Below are 21870 nucleotides of genomic sequence, written 5' to 3'. Positions count from 1 at the left end.
ATGATTCAAGTTACTATTGATGGTGACCTGTATACATTTGAAAATTCGTCTTCAGTTATAGACGTGCTTACTAGTTTAAAAATTGATTTTCCATATTTTTGTCACGACTTTAGATTGGACAAAAATTATGGACTTTGTGGACTTTGTGCAGTTTTAATCAACGGACAGTTACAAAAATCTTGTCAAACTAATATAGAAGATAAAATGATTATAGACACCAAAAATGATTTAGTAATTGAAAATCGGAAGAAACTTCTTCAAAGTTACATAAACAATCATCATGTCGACTGTTTAGTTTGTCCCAAAACTGGAGAGTGTAAATTACAAAACTATTGTTATCAGTATTCTATTGAAAGGAATATTCCTGAAATAGATCTAGTTTCAATAGATTCTAGTAACCAATTTTATTATCTCGATACAAATAAATGCGTAGGATGTGGACGCTGTCATAATATTTGTTCAACTCTCCAGTGCAGTCATGCCATTAAAATGGTTCAAACAAATGGCAGAAGACATCCAATTATAAACCAAGAACTTTGTGTTTCTTGTGGTAATTGTGTGAGTTTTTGTCCTGTAGGTGCCTTAATGCCAAAATCAAAAATAAAGTATCGTGATTTTGAAACAAAAAAATATACAACTACATGCACATATTGCGCTGTTGGGTGTCAAATACATTTTAAAGTTAAAGATAATATTATTGTTGAAGCAAATCCAAGTTTTGAAGCTCATAATAATGGTCTTTTATGCGTGAAAGGAAAGTTTGCATTTAGTTTTGTCAATCATCCCGACAGACTAAAAACTCCACTTTTAAAAAAAGATGGTAACTTTGTTCCTATATCTTGGGATGATGCTTATTCTATTATAAGTTCAAAGTTTAAAGATATAAAATCCAAATATGGAGTTGACTCTATTGGAGGATACGCATCTGCGAAGTGTACAAATGAAGAAAATTACTTATTCCAAAAATTTATGAGAACAATAATTGGAACAAATAATGTAGATCACTGTGCTAGATATTGTCATGCATCAACAGGAGTAGGTCTTGATGCAACTATTGGTGAATCTGCTATGACAAATTCTATTCATGAAATTATTGATAACAAAATTATTTTTATTATTGGAGCAAATCCAAGAGAAAATCATCCAGTTATTGGTAGCATGATTAAACGTGCAAAACAAAGAGGTGGAAAATTAATCATTGCCGATCCAAGAAAAATAGATTTATCTGAAATATCAGATGTTTATCTACAAATAAATTTGGGCTCTAATGTTCCTCTAATAAATGGATTGATAAATATTATAATCAATGAAGAATTATATAATAAAACATTTGTAAAAACCCATACAAAAGATTTTGAAAAACTTAAAAAATCTACAAGTAAATATACCCCTGATTTTGTTTCAAATTTATGTGGAATAGATTCTGAGACTTTAAAATCTGCAGCACGGCTTTACTCCAGTGATAAAGCAGCAATATATTTTGCTATGGGTATAACTCAACATACAGATAGTACCGATAATATTATGGCTTTAGCTTCTCTTGCTTTAATATGTGGGAATATTGGAGAAAAAAATACTGGTATTAATCCTTTAAGAGGTCATAATAATGTTCAAGGAGCTGGAGATTTAGGATGTTATCCAAACTTTTATCCTGGTGGAAAAAAAGTGGCTCTCAAAAAAAATAGAAATTTTTTTGAAAAAGCTTGGAATACAACTCTTAATCCAAATCCTGGTCTTCCTAGTACAAAAATGATTGAGGCTGCTAAAAATGGAGATTTAAAAGCTCTATATATAATGGGTGAAAATTCAATGCGTTCGGATCCCGATTTAAATAATGTTAAAATAGCTTTAGATAATTTAGAATTTTTAGTTGTTCAAGACATTTTTATGACTGAAACATCAAAACTTGCTGATATAATTCTTCCTGGAGTTAGTTTTGCTGAAAAAGATGGAACTTTTACAAATACTGAAAGAAGAATTCAAAGAGTAAGAAAAATAGTAAATTCTATTGGAGATGCTAAACCGGATTGGAAAATAATATCTGAATTATCTAATTTTATGAGTGGTACACAAATTTATTCTCATCCGAAAGAAATAATGAAAGAAATTTCTGAGTTAGTAACTTCTTATAAAGGAATAACATATGACAGAATAGATTCACTTGGTCTTCAGTGGCCTGTCCTAGAAGATGGCCAAGATACAAAATTTTTAACAATAGGAAATAATCTAAACAATATTTGTAATTTGGCTGGAACTTGCGATTTAAATTCTGGAGAAATAACAAGCCCTGAATTTCCATATTACATGACCACAGGAAGAAATCTTTACCAATTTCATACAGGAACCCTAACAGAAAGAATTCCAGGACTAAACGTATATGCTCCTGAAAGTTATATCCAAATTCATCCAAATGATTCTAAAAAATTAAATCTAATAACTGGTGATAAAGTTAAAATTATATCTAACAGAGGAAATATAATAACTACTGTTCAAGTTACTAATGAGGTTAAAGAAAATATTTGCTTTATGCCCATACATTATTTGGAAGGAAATCCAAATTATTTAACTGATGGTAAAGATTTAGATCCTAAAGCTAAAATTCCAGAGTTTAAAACAACTGCTGTTAGAATTGAAAAGATTTAAAAAAAGGCGAGTCTATTGACCCGCCTTTTCTATATTGTCTATTAATTCAATTATTTTTTCTTCCTCAATAGGTTTTGAAAAATAATATCCTTGATAATAATCTGTATTCATATTTTTTAAAATATTAAATTCCTCAACTGTTTCTACTCCCTCAGCTACAACTGGCAAGTTCAGCGAATGTGATAAATCTATAATAAGTTTTACAAGTTTTTCATATTCATTTCCCATAAAAATTTTACTTACAAAACTCCTATCAATTTTCACTTCTGAAAGTGGTAATCTAATTAAATAATTAAATGACGAATATCCTGTCCCAAAATCATCTAAGGATATCCTAATTCCCATATCTTTCAATTCTTTTAATTTTTCAATATTTTTATCCATATCTTTCATTAAAGTAGTCTCTGTTATTTCAAGCCCTACCCATTTAGGATTAATATCTATTTTATTTAATAAATTTTTTATTTTAGGGACAAAATCTCTATCCATAATCTCTAAAGTTGAAATATTAATAGAAATAAGATATTCAGTATTATATTTTTTATTTATTCGTTTTATAAATGTTAAAGCTTTCTCTATTATGGAATCACTCACTATATAGAGTATATTTTGATTCTCCATTATCTTTATTATTTCCAAAACAGGAACTTTAGAGTACTTTTCATTTTTCCATCTAAAAAGAGCTTCAAATCCAAATATTTTTCCATCATTTGTATATTGTGGCTGGTAGTGAAGGTGAATTTCATCTCTTTCTATAGATTTTTTTAGGTCTTGTTCTATATCGATACTTAAAATTCTTTTCTCTTCTAGCTCTTGTGTGTATATCACATAACAGTTTTTTCCTAAATCCTTGGCTTCGTATAAAGCAAAATCAGCCTTCATAAGTAAGGTAACTAGGTTATTCCCATCTAACTTCTCACTAACTACTCCTATGCTTGCTGAGACAACGTTAAACTTATCTTCTTTTCTAAATTCTGTAACGATATTAGATAGAATTTTTTCTGATATCTTTTTTACTTCCTCTATAGAATTTAAATTATCCCAAATTATTATAAATTCATCTCCACCATTTCTTCCGATGAATCCGTCTGCACAAGACTCTTTTAATTTTTCTCCAATTATAATAATTGCTTTATCACCCATATGATGACCTAAACTATCATTTAATTTTTTAAAATTATCTAAATCTATGGTCATAACTGTTAAAATACAATCTTTATCTTTTATTTCATTAAAGTATTTATAGAGTGCTCTTCTGTTTCCTAAGTCTGTAAGAGTATCTGTATATACTAATTTTTCAATTTTTTCTTGTGTCTTTTTACCTTTAGTAATATCTTGCATCATTCCAACTATTCCAATTATTTTATTCTCTAAATCTAAAACTGGAGTTTTGTGAACTGAAACTATTTTTTCTTCTTTATCTATTACTATCTTTCTTTCAAAAGACATCGTTTTTCTTTTAGTTAATACTAACCTATTTTCTGTTTCTATTTCATTTTTAAATTTTTCTCCAACTATTTTTAAAACATTTTCACCAATTACACTTTGATTAGGTATTTTAAAAAATTCATAAAATTTACTATTTACATTTAAAATATTCCCATCTACATCATTTAACCATACAGCAGAGGGGATATTTTCCATAATTATATTGACTTTAGTATTTTCATTCTTTAGATCAGTGATATCTTTAGCAATTCCAACAGTTCCTATTATCGTACCCTCATAATCATGTACAGGAGCTTTATAAATATTAAATTCTCTATAACCTTGCTTTCCTGGAATTACCTCATCAAATACAACCTGTGTATTTTTCTCCATAACATCTAAATCATATTCTCTGCATTTTTCTCCTAACATTCCATCCCAAACAAAGTCATCACTTTTTCCATATATAGTTTCCATATTTTTTCCAGAATGACTTTTAAATGCATCATTAACCATTATGTAATTACTATTTTTATCCTTAAACCATGTCATGTATGGAATATTATTCATCAGAGTTTTTAACTGTATGTCCTGTTCAAAATTATCTTGTTTTAATATTTTAATCTCTTCTCTTAATTTTTGTATGAGTAAGTTTTTTTTTGATCGTTTTTTTAGTTTCACTCAGAATTCTCCTCAGTTTTAGTCAGTAAAATTTTAAACTTTAGATTAAGTATCCCGGATACCAAAATCTTTTAAAAATATTCATTTTTAAATAAAGTGATAATAAAAATAATAAAATTATAAAGATAAATACTAATACATCATCTTTTGAATATTTCTGTCCGTTATACCAAGTTCTTTTGGGCAAATTTCCAAAACCTCTAAGATTCATTGCATTTGAAATCACTTCTATTCTATTCAAAGATGAGATAATTAAAGGTACCAAAATAGTATTATAATTTCTCATTCTTGTAAATATTGATGCTTCACCTTTTTTGAAAGCTACACCTCTTGCTTCTTGAGCATACATTATATTTTTAAATTCTTTGTTAACATCTGGTATATATCTTAAAGCTATATTTATAGCATAAGCCACCTTGTAAGGCACTCCTATTTTATTCAAACTACTTGCAAATTTACTAGGATGCGTTGTTAAAACAAATAATAACATAAGTGGAAATATCGCCATATACTTCATAGAAAGGGTTAGAGCAAACCATACAGTTTCTAAAGGTAATCCTTTTCCTCTAAAAGTTAATAGTGGTGTAAAATGTCCTGTTAGTTCTGACCCATATTCTGGAGTTATAACTATTAAAAATATTGAATTTACAATAGTGAACGTAAGAATAAATATAAATAAAGGTTTTATAGTTTTAAAAGAAATTTTTGAAAAAAATAGAAGTCCCATTCCAGAAACAAAAAATAAAGTAAATATCCTTATATCATTAAATAAAAATACACATATCGTCCATACTAAAAGTAAAAGAAACTTTATACCTCCATCTAAACTATGCATCATCGATTGATTATCTACATATAGTGCTGATCCTCTAGACATCTCTATCTTCTCCTTTATCCTCTTTATTTTGACAACGTATAAAATAATTTAATAAAAGTTGAGAAGGTATATCTAAAATCTCTGCCATAGTTGAAATAGATGTTTCTCTTAAGTTTGCTATCTTCATAATATTTTTATTTGATAATATATTTATAGGTGTATCATCTGCTATAATTTTTCCAGATGATAGAACAATAGCTCTATCCGAATACTCCAGTGCTAAATGCATATCATGAGTTATCAAAATAATAGATATTTTATTTTCAGATATTTTTTTTATAAATTTCATAAACTCTTTATAATGCTTATAATCCTGTCCTGCTGTTGGTTCATCTAAAATTAGTAATTTTGGATTTAAAGCTAAAATTGCAGCTATTGATACTCTCTTTTTCTGACCATAACTCAATGAATTTATAGGCCAATTTCTATATTCATATATTCCACAAATTTTTAAAGTATCTATTGCAATTTCTTTATAGTTTTTAATTCCTCTAATTTTTAATCCAAATTCAACTTCTTTTAAAACTGTTTCTTGTGTTAACATGTGATTTGGATTTTGCATTACATATCCAATTTTTTCTCCACGTTTTCTTACACTTTCATTCTCTATGTTATTATCAAACAGTTTTATAAAGCCATCATCTTGTTTTTCTATTCCAGTTATTATTTTTGAAAGAGTAGATTTCCCTGCACCATTATTTCCTAAAAGAGCTAATATTTCACCCTCTTTTAATGAAAAATTTATATTCTCAAGTATTTTATTCTTTTTATCATATCCAAAGTTTATCTTTTCTAATATCAGTGACTCTCTATCAAAATTTTTCTCTATACCTTTGACATCTTTACACCATTCTTGTAATTTAACTTTGTTATTTATTGTTCCAATTTTTTCAAGAGGATAAATTACATCTTTTTCAAAATTAATATTGGCAAACCTTAATGCTTCAATATAAAGTGGTTCTCTCAATCCATTTTTTTCAAAAATTTCTTTTCTCAATAATTCTTCTGGAGTTCCATCTGCAATTATTTCACCATCATTAATTATAATAACTCTATCAAAATTTTCTTCAAGAACTTCCTCTATTCTATGCTCTATAACTATGATTGTTTTGTTAGATTCTCTATGAATTTTACTAATTAACTTCATCGCATTTTTTCCACTTATTGGATCCAAATTTGCTAATGGTTCATCAAATAACAATATATTGGCAGAAGCTCTCATGATACCAGCTAGAGCTACTCTTTGTTTTTGTCCACCTGATAACTCTTGAGGACTTTTATCCTTACATTCAATCATATCAACTAATCCTAGAGCTACATCAACATCTAAAAATATTTTATCTTGAGAAACACAATTATTTTCATCTAAAAATGCAACATCTTCTCCAACACTTAGTCCAACAAATTGTCCATCTTGATCCTGTAAAACTGTTCCTATATGCTTACTTGTTTCAAATATTCCCTTCTCATAAGGTTTTATTCCATCTACAACTAATTCCCCTATAAATCCTCCATCTTTTGAAAAGGGAACTATTCCATTTAAACAGTTTCCAAGAGTAGATTTTCCACTTCCACTTGACCCAGCTATTAAAATCTTTTCTCCTGCTTTTATCTTAAGATTTATATTTTTAAGAGTTGGATTAGATTGATTTAAATACTTAAAACTAAAATTTTTAAATTCTATTATATTATCCACCTAATTTCTTACCTCTCTACTTTTAAATTAGAATATCTTTTTTTTCTTTTAGCTAATCCTAATACCATCGGAATTCCTATAGTGATAGTAACAATAAAATTAGTAAGTGTTGCTAGAATTATCTGAATAAGAACTTTTTTTGAAGGTTCACCATAAAAATAAACATCTCCAATATAAGCGGCTAACCCTGCAAAAAACATTCCTAAAATTGCATATATATACATTTTTAAAATATGATTTTTCATTATATATCCAGCTTCTAAATCAAAACTAGAGTCCATTGTTATAAATCCCGCAAAAAATCCTATCATTGCAGATAAAAATACCCAACTAAACCACACACTTCCCCACATAATCATATCATTTAAAGCATGACCCACAAATCCTACAAAAAAACCAACTACAGGTCCAAATATAGCTCCAAATATTGTCAGTAAAGAAACTGCTATTCTAAAAGATGTATTAGGTCCAACAGGAATCATAATAGCTGATAACACACTATATAATGCAGCTCCTATCCCAATAGCCACTACACTTTTAGTCGAAAAAACTTCTTTTTTTCTTACATAATATCTATAATTTTCTTTATCCAGATATGTCTTAAACATTTTTCACAACCTTTCACAAAATCGTAATCAACATTTTAACATATTTTTTAAAAAAAAGATACACAAAATATGGTATACTACTATATATAAATCTAGATTTCAAGGAGTTTTTAGATGATAAAAAAAATTTTATTATTTTTTATAATTTTTTATAATTTTCTCATAGCAGATATAAAATTAATGGCAGTAAGATATAAAAAAACTGGAAATGGTTTTTCATATAATATTATGATTCCAAGGCTGGAGTCTGATGTACAAAATATGAATGAAATTAATTCTAGTTTTCAAAAAATTGCTAAATTTGAAATAGATAATATCATAAAAGAAGGAAAAGAAATGAAAAAACTAGGAATAGACAGTGAAGCTGAAACTCTAATAACTTTTAAAAGTATTAAAAATAATTTTAATATATTATCAATTAGTATGGAAAAATATATTTCTACTGGTGGAGCTCACGGGATTACAACATCTTCAACATTTAATTTTTGTCAAAAGACTGGACAACAATTAGCATTTACAGATATTTTTATTCCAGAAGCTAAAATTTATTTTGAAAATGAGATTTTAAAAATAATAAACGAAGATTTAGAAAAGAATGAAGAAGATCCAGAAAAGATATTTTATTTTGAAAATCCAGATATTTCTTTAGATAATGCTGTTATATATTTTGAAAATGATAGTATTGTTTTTAAATATCCTCATTATATACTCGCACCTTATTCTTCTGGAATGCCAACTTTTAGATTCAATAAAAAAGATTGGCAACTACTTATCCTCCCAGGGGGCTGCCCCCCAAGTACTTTCAGCGTGTATGAGCTTAACTTCCAGGTTCGAAATGTTACTGGGTGTACCCTCATAGCTATCGTTGCCAATCAATATTCAAATGTATTTGAACACTTGAAACTATATAGTAGTTGAGATTTATTAGGTTAAAACTTCGACATATTAGTATTGGTCAGCTAAAAGTATCGCTACTCTTACACCCCCAACCTATCAACCTCCTAGTCTCGAAGGTGTCTTAAAGAATACTTATCTTGAAGTCAGTTTCCCGCTTAGATGCTTTCAGCGGTTATCTGTTCCAAACGTGACTACCCAGCTGTGCCACTGGCGTGACAACTGGTACATCAGAGGTTTGTCCATCCCGGTCCTCTCGTACTAAGGACAGATCTTCTCAATATTCTAACGCCTACAGTGGATAGGGACCGAACTGTCTCACGACGTTCTGAACCCAGCTCACGTACCGCTTTAATGGGCGAACAGCCCAACCCTTGGGACCTTCTCCAGCCCCAGGATGCGATGAGCCGACATCGAGGTGCCAAACTCTACCGTCGATATGGACTCTCGGGTAGAATCAGCCTGTTATCCCCAGGGTAGCTTTTATCCGTTGAGCGACGACCCTTCCATTCGGAATCGCCGGATCACTATGTCCTGCTTTCGCACCTGCTCGACCCGTCAGTCTCGCAGTTAAGCTCCCTTCTGCCATTGCACTCTCCGGTTGATTTCCATCCAACCTGAGGGAACCTTTGAACGCCTCCGTTACTCTTTCGGAGGCGACCGCCCCAGTCAAACTGCCCACCTAGCACTGTCTCCGAGGGTACAAACCTCAGATTAGAATTTCGATGTAGTATGGTTGGTATTCCACCGTTGACTCCGCGTAATCTAGCGACCACGCATCATAGTCTCCCAACTATCCTATACATACGACACCAAAATCCAATACCAAGCTACAGTAAAGCTCCATGGGGTCTTTCCGTCCTACTGCAGGTAATCGGTATCTTCACCGATAATACAATTTCACCAGGCCTCCCGTCAAGACAGCTCTCAGATCGTTACACCATTCGTGCAGGTCGGAACTTACCCGACAAGGAATTTCGCTACCTTAGGACCGTTATAGTTACGGCCGCCGTTCACCGGGGCTTCAATTCGGAGCTCTCACTCCTCCTCTTAACCTTCCGGCACTGGGCAGGTGTCAGCCCATATACATCGCCTTACAGCTTAGCATAGACCTGTGTTTTTGTTAAACAGTCGCCTGAGACTCTTCACTGCGGCCTCTCACAGCTTTGCGACGCGTGTTCGCTGACCATGAAAGGCACCCCTTCTCCCGAAGTTACGGGGCAATTTTGCAGAGTTCCTTAACGAGAGTTAGCCTGTCCGCCTTAGATTTCTCATCCTGACCACCTGTGTCGGTTTGGGGTACGGGCACTAATATCTTTAAACGCTTAGAAGCTTTTCTCGGCAGTGTGGTATTTGCACCTTCATCTTACGACTCCGTATCACGCCTCAGATCTAGTCTCGCGGATTTTCCTACGAGACCACCCTACACGCTTACACTGGCACTTCCGTTCGCCAGCGTGCATAACCTCCTGCGTCCCTCCATCACTCAATATCAGTGGCACAGAAATATTAATCTGTTTTCCATTCGCCTACGCATTATAGCCTCGGCTTAGGACCCGGCTTACCCAGGGAAGACAAACTTTACCCTGGAACCCTTGGTCTTCCGGCGTGGGAGATTCTCGCTCCCATTCTCGCTACTTATTCCTGCATTCTCACTTCTGATACCTCCAGAGTCGCTTACGCTTCTCCTTCAACGGCCTACAGAACGCTCTCCTACCAATTGCTTACGCAATTCCACAGCTTCGGTTTATAACTTAGCCCCGTTACATTGTCGGCGCAGAGACTCTCGACCAGTGAGCTATTACGCACTCTTTAAAGGTATGGCTGCTTCTAAGCCAACCTCCTGGTTGTTTGTGAATCTCCACCTCCTTTCCCACTTAGTTATAATTAGGGACCTTAGCTGGTGGTCTGGGTTGTTTCCCTTTTGACCATGGAAGTTAATTCCCATAGTCTCACTCCTGAGCTCTTAAATTATGGTATTCGGAGTTTGATTGATTTCGGTAAGCAATATGCCCCCTAGATCATTCAGTGCTCTACCCCCATAATTGAACACTCAAGGCTGCACCTAAATGCATTTCGGAGAGAACGAGCTATCTCCTGGTTCGATTGGCTTTTCACCCCTAAACCTACCTCATCTCCCAACTTTTCAACGGCGGTGAGTTCGGGCCTCCACTGTGTCTTACCACAGCTTCACCCTGGACAGGCTTAGATCACCAGGTTTCGCGTCTACGCCCAGCGACTATGTCGCCCTATTCAGACTCGGTTTCCCTTCGGCTCCGTTAAACTTAACCTTGCCACTGAACGTAACTCGCAGGATCATTCTCCAAAAGGCACGCCATCACCCCGAAGGGCTCTGACCGCTTGTAAGCACATGATTTCAGGTTCTATTTCACTCCCCTCCCGGGGTTCTTTTCACCTTTCCCTCACGGTACTATGCGCTATCGGTTAGTAAGAGTATTTAGCCTTACGAGATATGGTCCTCGCTGATTCACACAGAATTCCTCGTGTTCCGTGCTACTTGGGATTAGTTACGCATTTGAAACAGGTTACCTGTACGGGGCTATCACCCTCTACGGCGAACTTTTCCAAGTTCTTCCAGTTCGGTGTTTCAAAATGCTGAAAGCTTTACAGACTTTCTAGAGACTATCCCGCTACCCCATATACACAACGGCTGTAACCTTGGCATGTATATGGTTTAGGCTCACCCCCGTTCGCTCGCCGCTACTTAGGGGATCGTTTTTACTTTCTTTTCCTCGCGTTACTTAGATGTTTCAGTTCACGCGGTTCCCTCTTTCGTGCTAAGACTCCATCTTAGCAGATTTCTCCATTCGGAAATCCTAGAATCAATGTTCGATTGCAACTCCTCTAGGCTTATCGCAGCTTACCACGTCCTTCATCGGCTCTTACTACCAAGGCATCCTTCATGTGCCCTTAATATCTTAACCTATTTTTATTTGACAGACTAACTACTCAAAGATTATTTGAATTGTTAGTTATTTGTTAATTATTCTCTCAATATCTACTATATAGTTTCCAATGTACAAAAAAAAAATGATAGAACATCATCAATCGAATAGAGAAAGACTGTAGTCTCCTTAGAAAGGAGGTGATCCATCCGCACGTTCCCGTACGGATACCTTGTTACGACTTCACCCCAATCGCTAATCACACCTTAGGAACATCCCTCCCTTACGGGTTAGGCCTGCCACTTCAGGTGCAACCAACTCTCGTGGTGTGACGGGCGGTGTGTACAAGACCCGAGAACGTATTCACCGCAACATAGCTGATTTGCGATTACTAGCGATTCCAACTTCATGTACTCGAGTTGCAGAGTACAATCCGAACTAAGAACAGCTTTAAGAGATTAGCTCACCCTCGCGGGTTGGCGACTCTCTGTACTGCCCATTGTAGCACGTGTGTAGCCCAGCGTATAAGGGGCATGATGACTTGACGTCATCCCCACCTTCCTCCTGCTCGTCGCAGGCAGTATCGCATGAGTGCTCAACTTAATGGTAGCAACATACAAAAGGGGTTGCGCTCGTTGCGGGACTTAACCCAACATCTCACGACACGAGCTGACGACAGCCATGCACCACCTGTCACCAAGTTCCGGCAAGCCGGCACATCTCCATCTCTGGAAACTTCTTGGGATGTCAAACGCTGGTAAGGTTCCTCGCGTTGCGTCGAATTAAACCACATGCTCCACCGCTTGTGCGGGTCCCCGTCAATTCCTTTGAGTTTCATACTTGCGTACGTACTCCCCAGGCGGATCACTTATCGCGTTAGCTTGGGCGCTGAGGTTCGACCCCCAACACCTAGTGATCATCGTTTACGGCGTGGACTACCAGGGTATCTAATCCTGTTTGCTCCCCACGCTTTCGCGCTTCAGCGTCAGTATCTGTCCAGTGAGCTGACTTCTCTATCGGCATTCCTACAAATATCTACGAATTTCACCTCTACACTTGTAGTTCCGCCCACCTCTCCAGTACTCTAGACTAGCAGTTTCCAACGCAATACGGAGTTGAGCCCCGCATTTTAACATCAGACTTACTAATCCGCCTAGACGCGCTTTACGCCCAATAAATCCGGATAACGCTTGCGACATACGTATTACCGCGGCTGCTGGCACGTATTTAGCCGTCGCTTCTTCTGTTGGTACCGTCATTTTTTTCTTCCCAACTGAAAGCACTTTACGATCCTAAAACCTTCATCGTGCACACAGAATTGCTGGATCAGGCTTGTGGCCCATTGTCCAATATTCCCCACTGCTGCCTCCCGTAGGAGTAAGGGCCGTGTCTCAGTCCCCTTGTGGCCGTTCACCCTCTCAGGCCGGCTATCCATCGTCGCCTTGGTGGGCCATTACCCCACCAACTAGCTAATGGAACGCAAAGTTCTCTTCTAGCGCATATAGCTTTCATAAGAATCCCATGCGAGAAACTCATAATATCCGGTATTAGCTGTCGTTTCCAACAGTTGTCCCAGACTAAAAGGCAAATTCTTTACGCGTTACTCACCCGTCCGCCACTTTCCATTCCGAAGAACTTCAAGTCGACTTGCATGTGTTAAGCATTCTGTCAGCGTTCATCCTGAGCCAGGATCAAACTCTTCATTCAAATATATTTTTAAAGTCTTACGACTTAATGTACACCATTTAATGGTTGTTATTGCATAACTTCTGACTATCTTTCTCTATTCGATTGTTAATGTCCTATTATTTAAATGTGGCTGGGGTGGCTGGATTCGAACCAACGCATAACTGAGTCAAAGTCAGTTGCCTTACCGCTTGGCGACACCCCAATATAATGGTCGGAATAGCAAGATTCGAACTTGCGGCCCCCTGCTCCCAAGGCAGGTGCGCTACCGGACTGCGCTATATTCCGTTCCTTTTCATCTCGTTGTTTTCTCGAGACATTTTTAATAGTATCATAGTTGTTGAATAGTGTCAACAACTTTTTATTTTTATTTTTCTTCTCATTAATTTTTGCTATAATAGATAATAATGTTTGGGAGGTTTTTATGTTTAATAAAGAGATCTATATAGAACGAAGAAATAATTTAAAAAAATCCACAAAAACAGGATTAATAATTATCCCTGGAAATGGCAATTCTCCTATTTCATACAAAGATAATTGTTATAATTTTATTCAAGATTCAAGTTTTCTATATTTTTTTGGTTTAAATTCTCAAGATTTAATTGGAGTTATTGACGTTGATAATAATCAAGAATATATCTTTGGTAAAGAATATACTATTGATGATATCATTTGGATGGGTAATCAAGAACTGTTTAAAAATCAAGCTCTACAAGTTGGTATTGATAATTTTAAAGAAATTGAAGAATTAAACTCTTTAATTTCTAATTCTAAAAATATTAATCAAAAAATATTATTTACAAAACAATATAGAGATGCAAATATATTAAAACTATCCTCGCTTTTAGACATCAATCCATTTAATTTTAACGAATATGTATCAGAAGAATTGGAAAAAAATATATCAAATCTTAGAAATATAAAATCCAAAGAAGAAATAATTGAAATTGAAAAAGCAGTAAACATAACAAGAGACATGCATTTAGAGGCAATGAGAAATATTAAAGTAGGAATGAAAGAATTTGAACTTGCTGCTATTATAGAAAAAATTGCAAAATCTTTTAATGCTACAACATCTTTTCAAACTATTTGCACAGTAAATGGTGAAATTCTTCATAATCATTCGCAAAATAATACTCTTAAAGATGGTGATTTAATACTTTTAGATTGTGGAGCAAGAACAAATTCAGGATATTGTGGAGATATGACAACTGTTTTTCCTGTTTCTGGAAAATTTTCAGAAGTACAAAAAATATTTTATTCTATATTGATTAAAATGTTTGAAAAAGCTGAATCATTAATAAAACCTGGAATTTCGTACAAAGAGGTTCATCTTTCAGTATGCAGAGTTCTTATTCAAGAAATGATAAACTTAAATATATTAAAAGGTGACATAGAAGAAATTTTAGACTCGGGAGCTCATGCTTTATTTTTTCCTCATGGTCTTGGACATATGTTAGGTATGGATGTTCATGATATGGAAAATTTAGGAGAAAATATTGTTGGATATGAGGACGGAATCGTTAGAAGTAGCCAGTTTGGCCTAAAATCTTTAAGACTAGCGAGAACTTTGCAAGAAGGTTTCGTTATTACTGTAGAACCTGGGATATATTTTATTCCAGAATTAATTAAAAAATGGAAAAATCAAAATAATTTTTCTCAATACATAAATTATGATGAGATTGATAAATATATATCTATTGGTGGAATGAGATACGAAGGTGATTATCTAATAACAGCTGATGGAAGTAGAAGACTTGGTGATAAAATGCCAAAATATTTTTACGAAATCGAAAATATAATTAGTAAGTAGAATGAAGTCCGGAGATTAAAATCTCCGGACTTCACTTTATTTTGCTAAAGCTTTTACTACCTCTAGAGCTTTTTTATAATCTGGTTCTTGAGTTATGTCAGGAACTATCTCAACATACTTTACAACTCCTAATTTATCAATAACAATAACTGCTCTAGTTAATAATTTCAATTCTTTTATTAATAATCCATATTTTTTTCCAAATTCATTATCTTTATAATCAGATAAAGTTAATGCATTTTTAATTGACTTAGCTGCACAAAATCTTTCTAATGCAAAAGGTAAATCTTCAGAAATAGTTATAATTTTTACATTTTCCAATTCTGAGGCTTCTTTATTAAATTTTATTGTTTCCATTTCGCATACGGGAGTATCAACTGATGGCATTGAAGCTATAACTAAAACTTCTCCTAAGTTTTGGTTTAATTCAAAATCTGATAAGTCTATTTTTTTAGCTTTAAAATCAATAGCTTTATCTCCAACTTTTATCTGTTCTCCTAATAAAGTTAAAGGGGAACCTTTGAATGTAATTACATCTTTCTTTTCCATTAAAAAACCTCCTAATTTTCTTTAATACTTTTTTCTAAAATACTATTATTTATTATAGTCTCTATTCTTTTTTGAGAATTTTCAAGACTTTTTGACAATTTATACATTCCTATATAGGATCCAAACTTTGCTTTTTTAAAACCTAACTCTTGCCAGTGTAGAACTTCATTTATATCAATACTTTCTTTTTCTATAAATTCATTATTTATAAAAATGTATGTTTCTAAATGTGTAAATAATGATTTTAATAATTTTTCATCTTCAGTTTTATATATAATTTCATCTATAATTTTAGTATTTTCATCTACATAATTATAATAATTTTTTATACTACTCACATATCTTGTCTGCAAGTAGTGAGTTCCACCTATATAAGTAACTGTCAGAAATAATAATACTAAAACTATTGAATTAAATAACATTTTAACCTTATTCATAAAGAACTCCTCCCTCTAAGAAGAATTATATATACTTATATTTTATGTAATAGAAGTAAATCCTTTAAATTATTATTCTTTCTAAAAATGTCCACTTGTGTTGATATAAAAAAGAGCTGATGTATCAGCTCTTTTCTTAATTAATTAAATGTTCCTATATATATTTTGTCCGTTCTTACTCCAGGTTTTATTTCTCCATTGATAGAGTATATTTTATTACCTATTACAATTAATGCTTGACCACAAGGTGCCATAAATGGTATTTCTCCTGCACTTCTCCATAGATTTGTTTTAGCATTATAAATTAAAATTTGTTTATTCCAATTATAATCTTTTGGATTTTTATTAAAATAATCTTGTTTAAATTCTAAGAGTTCTTTTCCCTTTAGTGTTCCCAAATTTTTAACAGCATTATCCCAAACTTCTTTATTAAATCCACCGATAACCAATATTTCGTTTTCATTTATTTTAACTGAATTAGCTCCTAATAAAGAAATCTCTTTTTCATTTATTTTAACAGGTGCAACTTTTGTCCAAATTTTATTTTCAAAATCATAAGCATATCCATCTGTATAGGCTATATTAGAAGCTCCACTGAATACAAATAACATTTCTTTTCCGTTTTCATCTTTTAATATTTGTCCTATAGATTGAGATCTTTTATCTCCTGGAAATGAGATTAATTGAGTTGTTTCCTTAGTCACTAAATCATATTCATAAAAATTGTTGCTATCTTTTCCATCTTGTTTTCCTGATACTATATAAAGTTTATCATTTTTATGAATTGCAACTCCACTAAAATATGTAAATGGTAGTTCTCCAACTTTCATAACTTCTGTACTTTTATTATCTTTTGATAAAGTTACTAATAAAATATCTTTTGATATTTCTTTATCTGTAGATCCACCAATATAATATATTCCTTTATCTGTTGTTATTGAAGTTCCATATCCAGTTTCAGTTTCTAATTGAGTATGATTTATTAAATCTAATTTTCCATTGTTGTCTTTAAGTAGGAATAAGTCTGGATAATGTTTCTTAGTACCTCCTGCTAACACAGACTTGTAAGGAAAGTTAGCTCCTCCTGCTACAACTATGTATTCATTTAATGTTCCTGCTAAAGGTCCCGCTACTCCATATTGTTTGTTAAAACCTTTTGGAGCGGGTAATCTTTCAGTATTAGTCCATGTAATTGTTTCTACTTTTTGTTGATTTGTATTAGAACATCCAATAAAAAGTAAACTAGAGATTATACAACCTAAAAATAACTTATTCATACATATCCTCCCAAATATTTTAATTAACAATGATTATCAATTTTTGATATTACCTCATTAATTGAAAAAAATAAACAGATAAATTTATATATTGTTTATTGTTTGTTTTTTTGTTTAATATTGTTTATATTGTTAGGGGGATTTTTTTTGAATTAAATAATTGTCTTCAAAGTTAATAATATAAAGACTTTAAGGGGTATGCCAGAGCTAAAATATCGTTGCCATTGATGTTGTATATATGTTGCCACTAGTGTTGTATATGTATTGCCACTGTTATTGTATTTCTATGGACGTTTCTATTGTATTTTATTTGCCACTAATGTTGTATATAAAATAAAGTTTCAATTTTTGCCGTTTATGATGTAAAAGGTTAAATATCTTGAAAAGAATATATTTATATAGTAAAATATACAACAGAGATGGTATAACAATAGTTTACAGCAGTAAGGGTTAGTTTTGGAGGAAATATATGGGGAAGTTAAGAGGAAGAGATATTTTATTAAACGAGGTTATAGATACTGGACCTAGTGAAATTGTTGAGAAATTTCTAGATGTTTCAGAAATTGAAAATGAAAAAAATAATAGTCTTGTTAGAATAGATATAAATGTCATTGAATATCCATTATTTACAAAAAGTACTAGTAAGAAAAAAAATCAGATAATTAGATATTTTTTTAATAGATCAAAAGAAGCCTATATACAGGTAAATCCAACATCGGGGGACTATATACCTGGAGAGCTAGAAGAACGTGTGTTTATTGCCATTTTAAAAATAATGAGAGATAAGAGATACAGTAATGTATTTTATACAACTGTTAGTGAAATATTGACAAATATGGGAATAGTTCAAGAGTCATTCAAAGGTTTTTACGGAAGAATAAGTAAAGCCCTTGTTAGACTTTCACAGACAAGTTATACTTTTAAAAATTCCTTATATTCTAATAAGATAAAGGGAATAATAGAAGAGCAAATAAATACTAACATTATGAATATAAGAATGCTTTCTTTAAAACAAGCAGATGAAAATGAGAAAGAATATTTTACTGATGGAAGAATTAAAGAAGTTATAAAAATTTCTATTTCAGATCATTTTTATGACAACATTATTAGAAAAGGATATTTAGTATATGATTCGCAGCTTTTATTAAGTATGGATAATCCAATAACCAGAGCACTTTACATGCTTATCAATAAACTAAGATTTAATAAACTTTATTTTAAAGTTTTGTCTATGAATTTAATTAAAAGGATTCCTTTAAGTGAAAATATTCAAAAAATTAGTAGAACAATAAAAGTTATAGAAAAAAGTTGTGAGGAACTTAGAAAAATGGACCTTATTGCTGACTATAATATAATAAAAAATAGTAAATGGATTGAATCAGAAGTGGAATTTTATTTTAATGAAACTCATAACACTTTAAAACAATCATATTTTTATGATGATAAAAATCATTTTGATAATCTTTTGATTACTCATACTGATAGTGGAACTAAATCAGATGATGGAAATACTTATTTTCAAACTGTTAGAGCTGAAACCATGGACAGAATTCCAACCAATGAAATGCTTGAAACAATTTTATCTATAATGCCATCGAAAGCTAAGGAATTAAAAACGCTTCCAAAGGCTATAAAAGACGGAATAAGACAGTATGGGTTTGAACATGTTAAATTGGTAGCTGAGTATATGAGAAAGCAGAAAGTGGGTAATATTAGGAGCTATTTCATACAAGCTTTATCTAAGGGATGGGCAAATGATTATATAACTCAAGAAAAAACTAATAAACAAACAACTAAAAAATTATCTAACAATACAACAGAAGTGTCCAAAATTGAAAATCTTACTTTAGATGTGTATTCTCACGATGAGTATTCTATGACAAAAGATCAAGCATCTAAGTATTTTGCAAATCTAAAAGATGTAGAAAAACAAAATATTGAAAAACTTGCTTATAAAGATTATATTAAAATTTGTGGCTTTGAAGGAAAAATTCAGAAAATGGCCTTTAATGCTGGCAAAGAGACTATAATTTTAGATTATATTAGAAAGAATACAGCAGAAGAGGACAAAAATCAAAATGTTGAAATAGTTAATACAAAGAAATATAAAAATATTTCTATGTTCCAACTTGATATACTTGATTCTTTAGAAGGTTTTGATATGAAAGAAGTAAATAAAATTATCAGATTAGTAAATATCACTAAATATTTTGAAGGTGATATTGGAGAGTATAAAATTCAAATTGAATTTAATGATGAAACTCAAGAGGGAATAATATTAAAAGAAAAAATAAAATAAAAAAAGAGTTCTTTAAAGTTTAATTTACATTAAAGAACTCTTTTTTTATAATTTTATATTTGGATAGGATGACTTATTATACTGATAAAAAAAATCATTAACAGGTTTTACAGATGTATAATCTTTTCTTTTAAATCCTAAATTAGTTATAACATTAATTAAAATTTTATTATCTTTATTAATTTGATAGATAACAGTTTCTAAAAAAAGGGTATTGAAACAATAATCTAAAACGAATTCTACAATTTCAGGAGCATGACCCTCATTTAAATAATATTCTCCTGCAATAAAATAAAATCTGACTTCTTCATAATTTGGTTGATAAACTAACGATACAAAACCAATAAGTTCATCAGTATTTTTATAGAAAATAAAAAAATCTCCAAAGTTGTAATCTTCCCAGTGAACAACACTAGAATTAAGATGACTTTTAGTATCAAGTATATTAAAATGGGGATTTTTTAAAATATGTTGTGTAAGAATAGGGTTACTAAAAATTTCATGCATCATTTCAAGATCATAGTATGTGACTTGTTTAAAAATAAAATTTTTGCTTTCTATCTCCATATCTACATCTCCCTCCAGATTTATTTTTAAATTTGATAAAAAAAGACACTCATTGCTGAGTATCTTGTGCTGTTGGATTTAACCATTGAGTAATTGAGTTTTTTAGAGACTCTTCTGTTTGAGCATCAATCTCAATAAGAGAATCTCCACTTCTTTTAAAAGCAAGAAACTTTTTTTTGTATTGTTGTTTTCCGATAGTAAAATCTTGATAGATTGTTTTATCAACTAATAAGTTCACTTCAGACTTAAATAAAGTGTCCAAAAGATTTTTATTTTTTGAAAGATAACTAGTGCCAACCGTATTATTTTCCTTGTTGTTATAGATTGTAATTTCATTATTATCTACAGAAGTCGTTATTACTTCTTCCCATTGTGAATATGAAAAAAGAAAAACTAAGTGAAAAAACAGTAAAATTTTTTTCATAGGAAATATTCTTTTAATGGAAGTAAAGCAGTACCTATAAGAGAAGAGTCTTCATTATATTGAGAAAACTTTACATTTTCTTCTGGAAATAACTCTTCAAGAATATTTGCATGTTCTGCAATACGACCACCAATTACAATTTTATCAATATCGGTAATAAGTTGCACATTTTTTAAAAACGATGATATGGCAAATACGTAGGTCTCTAATATTTTTTTTCCATCTTCTTTTTCAAACATATTTTTTGTAAATATCTCATGAAAATTATTGATTGGTTCAGAAGAAAGATTTTTAAAATTTTTAGTAAGAGTTTCATTAGATATATCAGGAGAGAATTTTTGAGCTGATTTTCCTCCGTTCAGTGTTTTTCCATCAATTATTAGTCCAATTTCTACATCATTTAAATTATCTCCAATATTTAAAAACGCAAGGTTTTTATTATTACTTTGACTGTATTCAAGAATAGCTCCGGCACTTGCCATTCTTTCAACAGAGACTTCAATAGATGTAGTTTCTGTTATTTTTTTTGAAAGATTTTCTAGAAATAATTTAGAATCATTATTTTTCATATTAAATGCAGAAATTGATAATCCAATACCTTTGATTAAATAATTAAGTTCAAAATCATTTATAAAATTTTTGATTTCAGATACTATTTTGTCAATTGAATTTTCTGAAATAGGAATATTTGTTAAAGTTTTTTTTCTAATCTTTTGTCCCTGTAAATTTGCTATTAAAAATTTAATTGAATTTGATTCTATTAAAATTCCTAAAGAGTAAAAAGCACTTGGATTATATCTGTAAATAGTTGATTTTCTACCAAGTCCCCCCTGACTTACTCCAATATCATTTATTAGATTTTCATTCAAAAAATCATCCACTATTTTTGAAACAGTGGGTATTGAAAGTTTTAAAGCAGTTGAAACGTCCAACTTTGTAAAAGTTTCAACTTTAGAAATAAATTTAAACAAATTATACTTATTTTTTAACTTTTCTCTTTTTTGATAAATAGTCTCAATCTCCATAAATCTCCCCCTTGAATAAGAAACAATTTACTGATATATTTAGTATAATAAAAGTGTACC

Annotated in this window: 13 protein-coding genes, 2 tRNA genes, 3 rRNA genes and 1 pseudogene; 4 read left to right on the top strand and 15 right to left on the bottom strand. The window is 31.7% G+C overall.

From position 1 onward, the window contains the following. The gene (fdhF, locus tag H3N56_RS00700) at window positions 1–2643 is read left to right on the top strand and encodes a formate dehydrogenase subunit alpha (protein WP_185879424.1); all 2643 of its coding nucleotides are present in this window, start codon (window positions 1–3) and stop codon (window positions 2641–2643) included. 12 nt (window positions 2644–2655) lie between these two features. On the opposite strand, the gene H3N56_RS00695 is transcribed toward fdhF, so the two are convergent. The 4 genes from H3N56_RS00695 to H3N56_RS00680 are packed head-to-tail and all read right to left on the bottom strand — an operon-like array spanning window position 2656 to window position 7933. Next, window positions 2656–4752: an EAL domain-containing protein gene (locus tag H3N56_RS00695; protein ID WP_185879423.1), complete on the bottom strand. Its 2097-nt coding sequence runs from the start codon at window positions 4750–4752 to the stop codon at window positions 2656–2658. A 40-nt stretch (window positions 4753–4792) separates the two neighbouring features. After that, window positions 4793–5629: an energy-coupling factor transporter transmembrane protein EcfT gene (locus tag H3N56_RS00690; protein ID WP_185879422.1), complete on the bottom strand. Its 837-nt coding sequence runs from the start codon at window positions 5627–5629 to the stop codon at window positions 4793–4795. Next, on the bottom strand, window positions 5622–7325 hold the full coding sequence (locus H3N56_RS13500; RefSeq protein ID WP_370521037.1) for an ABC transporter ATP-binding protein: 1704 nt from the start codon (window positions 7323–7325) through the stop codon (window positions 5622–5624). The genes H3N56_RS00690 and H3N56_RS13500 overlap by 8 nt, the downstream gene beginning before the upstream one ends. Before the next feature lie 8 nt (window positions 7326–7333). Beyond that, window positions 7334–7933 (bottom strand): ECF-type riboflavin transporter substrate-binding protein, encoded by a 600-nt coding sequence (locus H3N56_RS00680; protein WP_185879421.1) that lies wholly within the window; start codon window positions 7931–7933, stop codon window positions 7334–7336. 114 nt (window positions 7934–8047) lie between these two features. On the opposite strand from H3N56_RS00680, the pseudogene H3N56_RS13495 reads away from it, so the two are divergent. Beyond that, window positions 8048–8671, top strand: a pseudogene (locus tag H3N56_RS13495) (PdaC/SigV domain-containing protein); the annotation flags it as partial. A gap of 18 nt (window positions 8672–8689) precedes the next feature. Here the strand turns inward: H3N56_RS13495 and rrf are convergent. From rrf to H3N56_RS00650, 5 genes are all read right to left on the bottom strand, one after another. Further along, window positions 8690–8806, bottom strand: a 5S ribosomal RNA gene (rrf, locus tag H3N56_RS00670). 52 nt (window positions 8807–8858) lie between these two features. After that, window positions 8859–11772 (bottom strand): 23S ribosomal RNA (locus H3N56_RS00665). A 154-nt stretch (window positions 11773–11926) separates the two neighbouring features. After that, window positions 11927–13440, bottom strand: a 16S ribosomal RNA gene (locus H3N56_RS00660). The 16S, 23S and 5S rRNA genes sit together here with 2 tRNA genes alongside, the layout of an rRNA operon. Before the next feature lie 109 nt (window positions 13441–13549). Further along, window positions 13550–13624: transfer RNA gene (locus tag H3N56_RS00655), tRNA-Gln, on the bottom strand. A 6-nt stretch (window positions 13625–13630) separates the two neighbouring features. Then, window positions 13631–13707 (bottom strand) — tRNA-Pro (locus H3N56_RS00650). Between the two features lie 136 nt (window positions 13708–13843). Here H3N56_RS00650 and H3N56_RS00645 point away from each other — a divergent pair. Next, complete coding sequence (locus H3N56_RS00645) at window positions 13844–15232, top strand: aminopeptidase P family protein (protein ID WP_185879420.1); 1389 nt, start codon at window positions 13844–13846, stop codon at window positions 15230–15232. Between the two features lie 36 nt (window positions 15233–15268). Here H3N56_RS00645 and tpx read toward each other — a convergent pair whose 3' ends face one another. From tpx to H3N56_RS00630, 3 genes are all read right to left on the bottom strand, one after another. Further along, window positions 15269–15781 (bottom strand): thiol peroxidase, encoded by a 513-nt coding sequence (tpx, locus tag H3N56_RS00640; RefSeq protein ID WP_185879419.1) that lies wholly within the window; start codon window positions 15779–15781, stop codon window positions 15269–15271. Between the two features lie 11 nt (window positions 15782–15792). Next, a complete protein-coding gene (locus H3N56_RS00635) occupies window positions 15793–16218 on the bottom strand; it encodes a hypothetical protein (protein WP_185879418.1) in 426 nt (141 codons plus the stop codon). Between the two features lie 140 nt (window positions 16219–16358). Then, on the bottom strand, window positions 16359–17495 hold the full coding sequence (locus H3N56_RS00630) for a cyclically-permuted mutarotase family protein (protein ID WP_185879417.1): 1137 nt from the start codon (window positions 17493–17495) through the stop codon (window positions 16359–16361). A 469-nt stretch (window positions 17496–17964) separates the two neighbouring features. Between H3N56_RS00630 and H3N56_RS00625 the strand changes: the two genes are divergently transcribed. Next, a complete protein-coding gene (locus tag H3N56_RS00625) occupies window positions 17965–19794 on the top strand; it encodes a hypothetical protein (protein ID WP_185879416.1) in 1830 nt (609 codons plus the stop codon). A 45-nt stretch (window positions 19795–19839) separates the two neighbouring features. Here H3N56_RS00625 and H3N56_RS00620 read toward each other — a convergent pair whose 3' ends face one another. The 3 genes from H3N56_RS00620 to H3N56_RS00610 are packed head-to-tail and all read right to left on the bottom strand — an operon-like array spanning window position 19840 to window position 21810. Further along, complete coding sequence (locus H3N56_RS00620; RefSeq protein ID WP_185879415.1) at window positions 19840–20361, bottom strand: GNAT family N-acetyltransferase; 522 nt, start codon at window positions 20359–20361, stop codon at window positions 19840–19842. Between the two features lie 49 nt (window positions 20362–20410). Then, window positions 20411–20785: a hypothetical protein gene (locus H3N56_RS00615; protein ID WP_185879414.1), complete on the bottom strand. Its 375-nt coding sequence runs from the start codon at window positions 20783–20785 to the stop codon at window positions 20411–20413. Then, window positions 20782–21810: an ROK family protein gene (locus tag H3N56_RS00610; RefSeq protein ID WP_185879413.1), complete on the bottom strand. Its 1029-nt coding sequence runs from the start codon at window positions 21808–21810 to the stop codon at window positions 20782–20784. The genes H3N56_RS00615 and H3N56_RS00610 overlap by 4 nt, the downstream gene beginning before the upstream one ends. Between the last annotated feature and the right edge of the window lie 60 nt (window positions 21811–21870).

The sequence above is a fragment of the Cetobacterium sp. 2A genome (assembly GCF_014250685.1).
Lineage (GTDB): Bacteria > Fusobacteriota > Fusobacteriia > Fusobacteriales > Fusobacteriaceae > Cetobacterium.
Note: the sequence above shows the minus strand (reverse complement) of the source record. Positions and strands in the feature narration are given on the sequence as shown.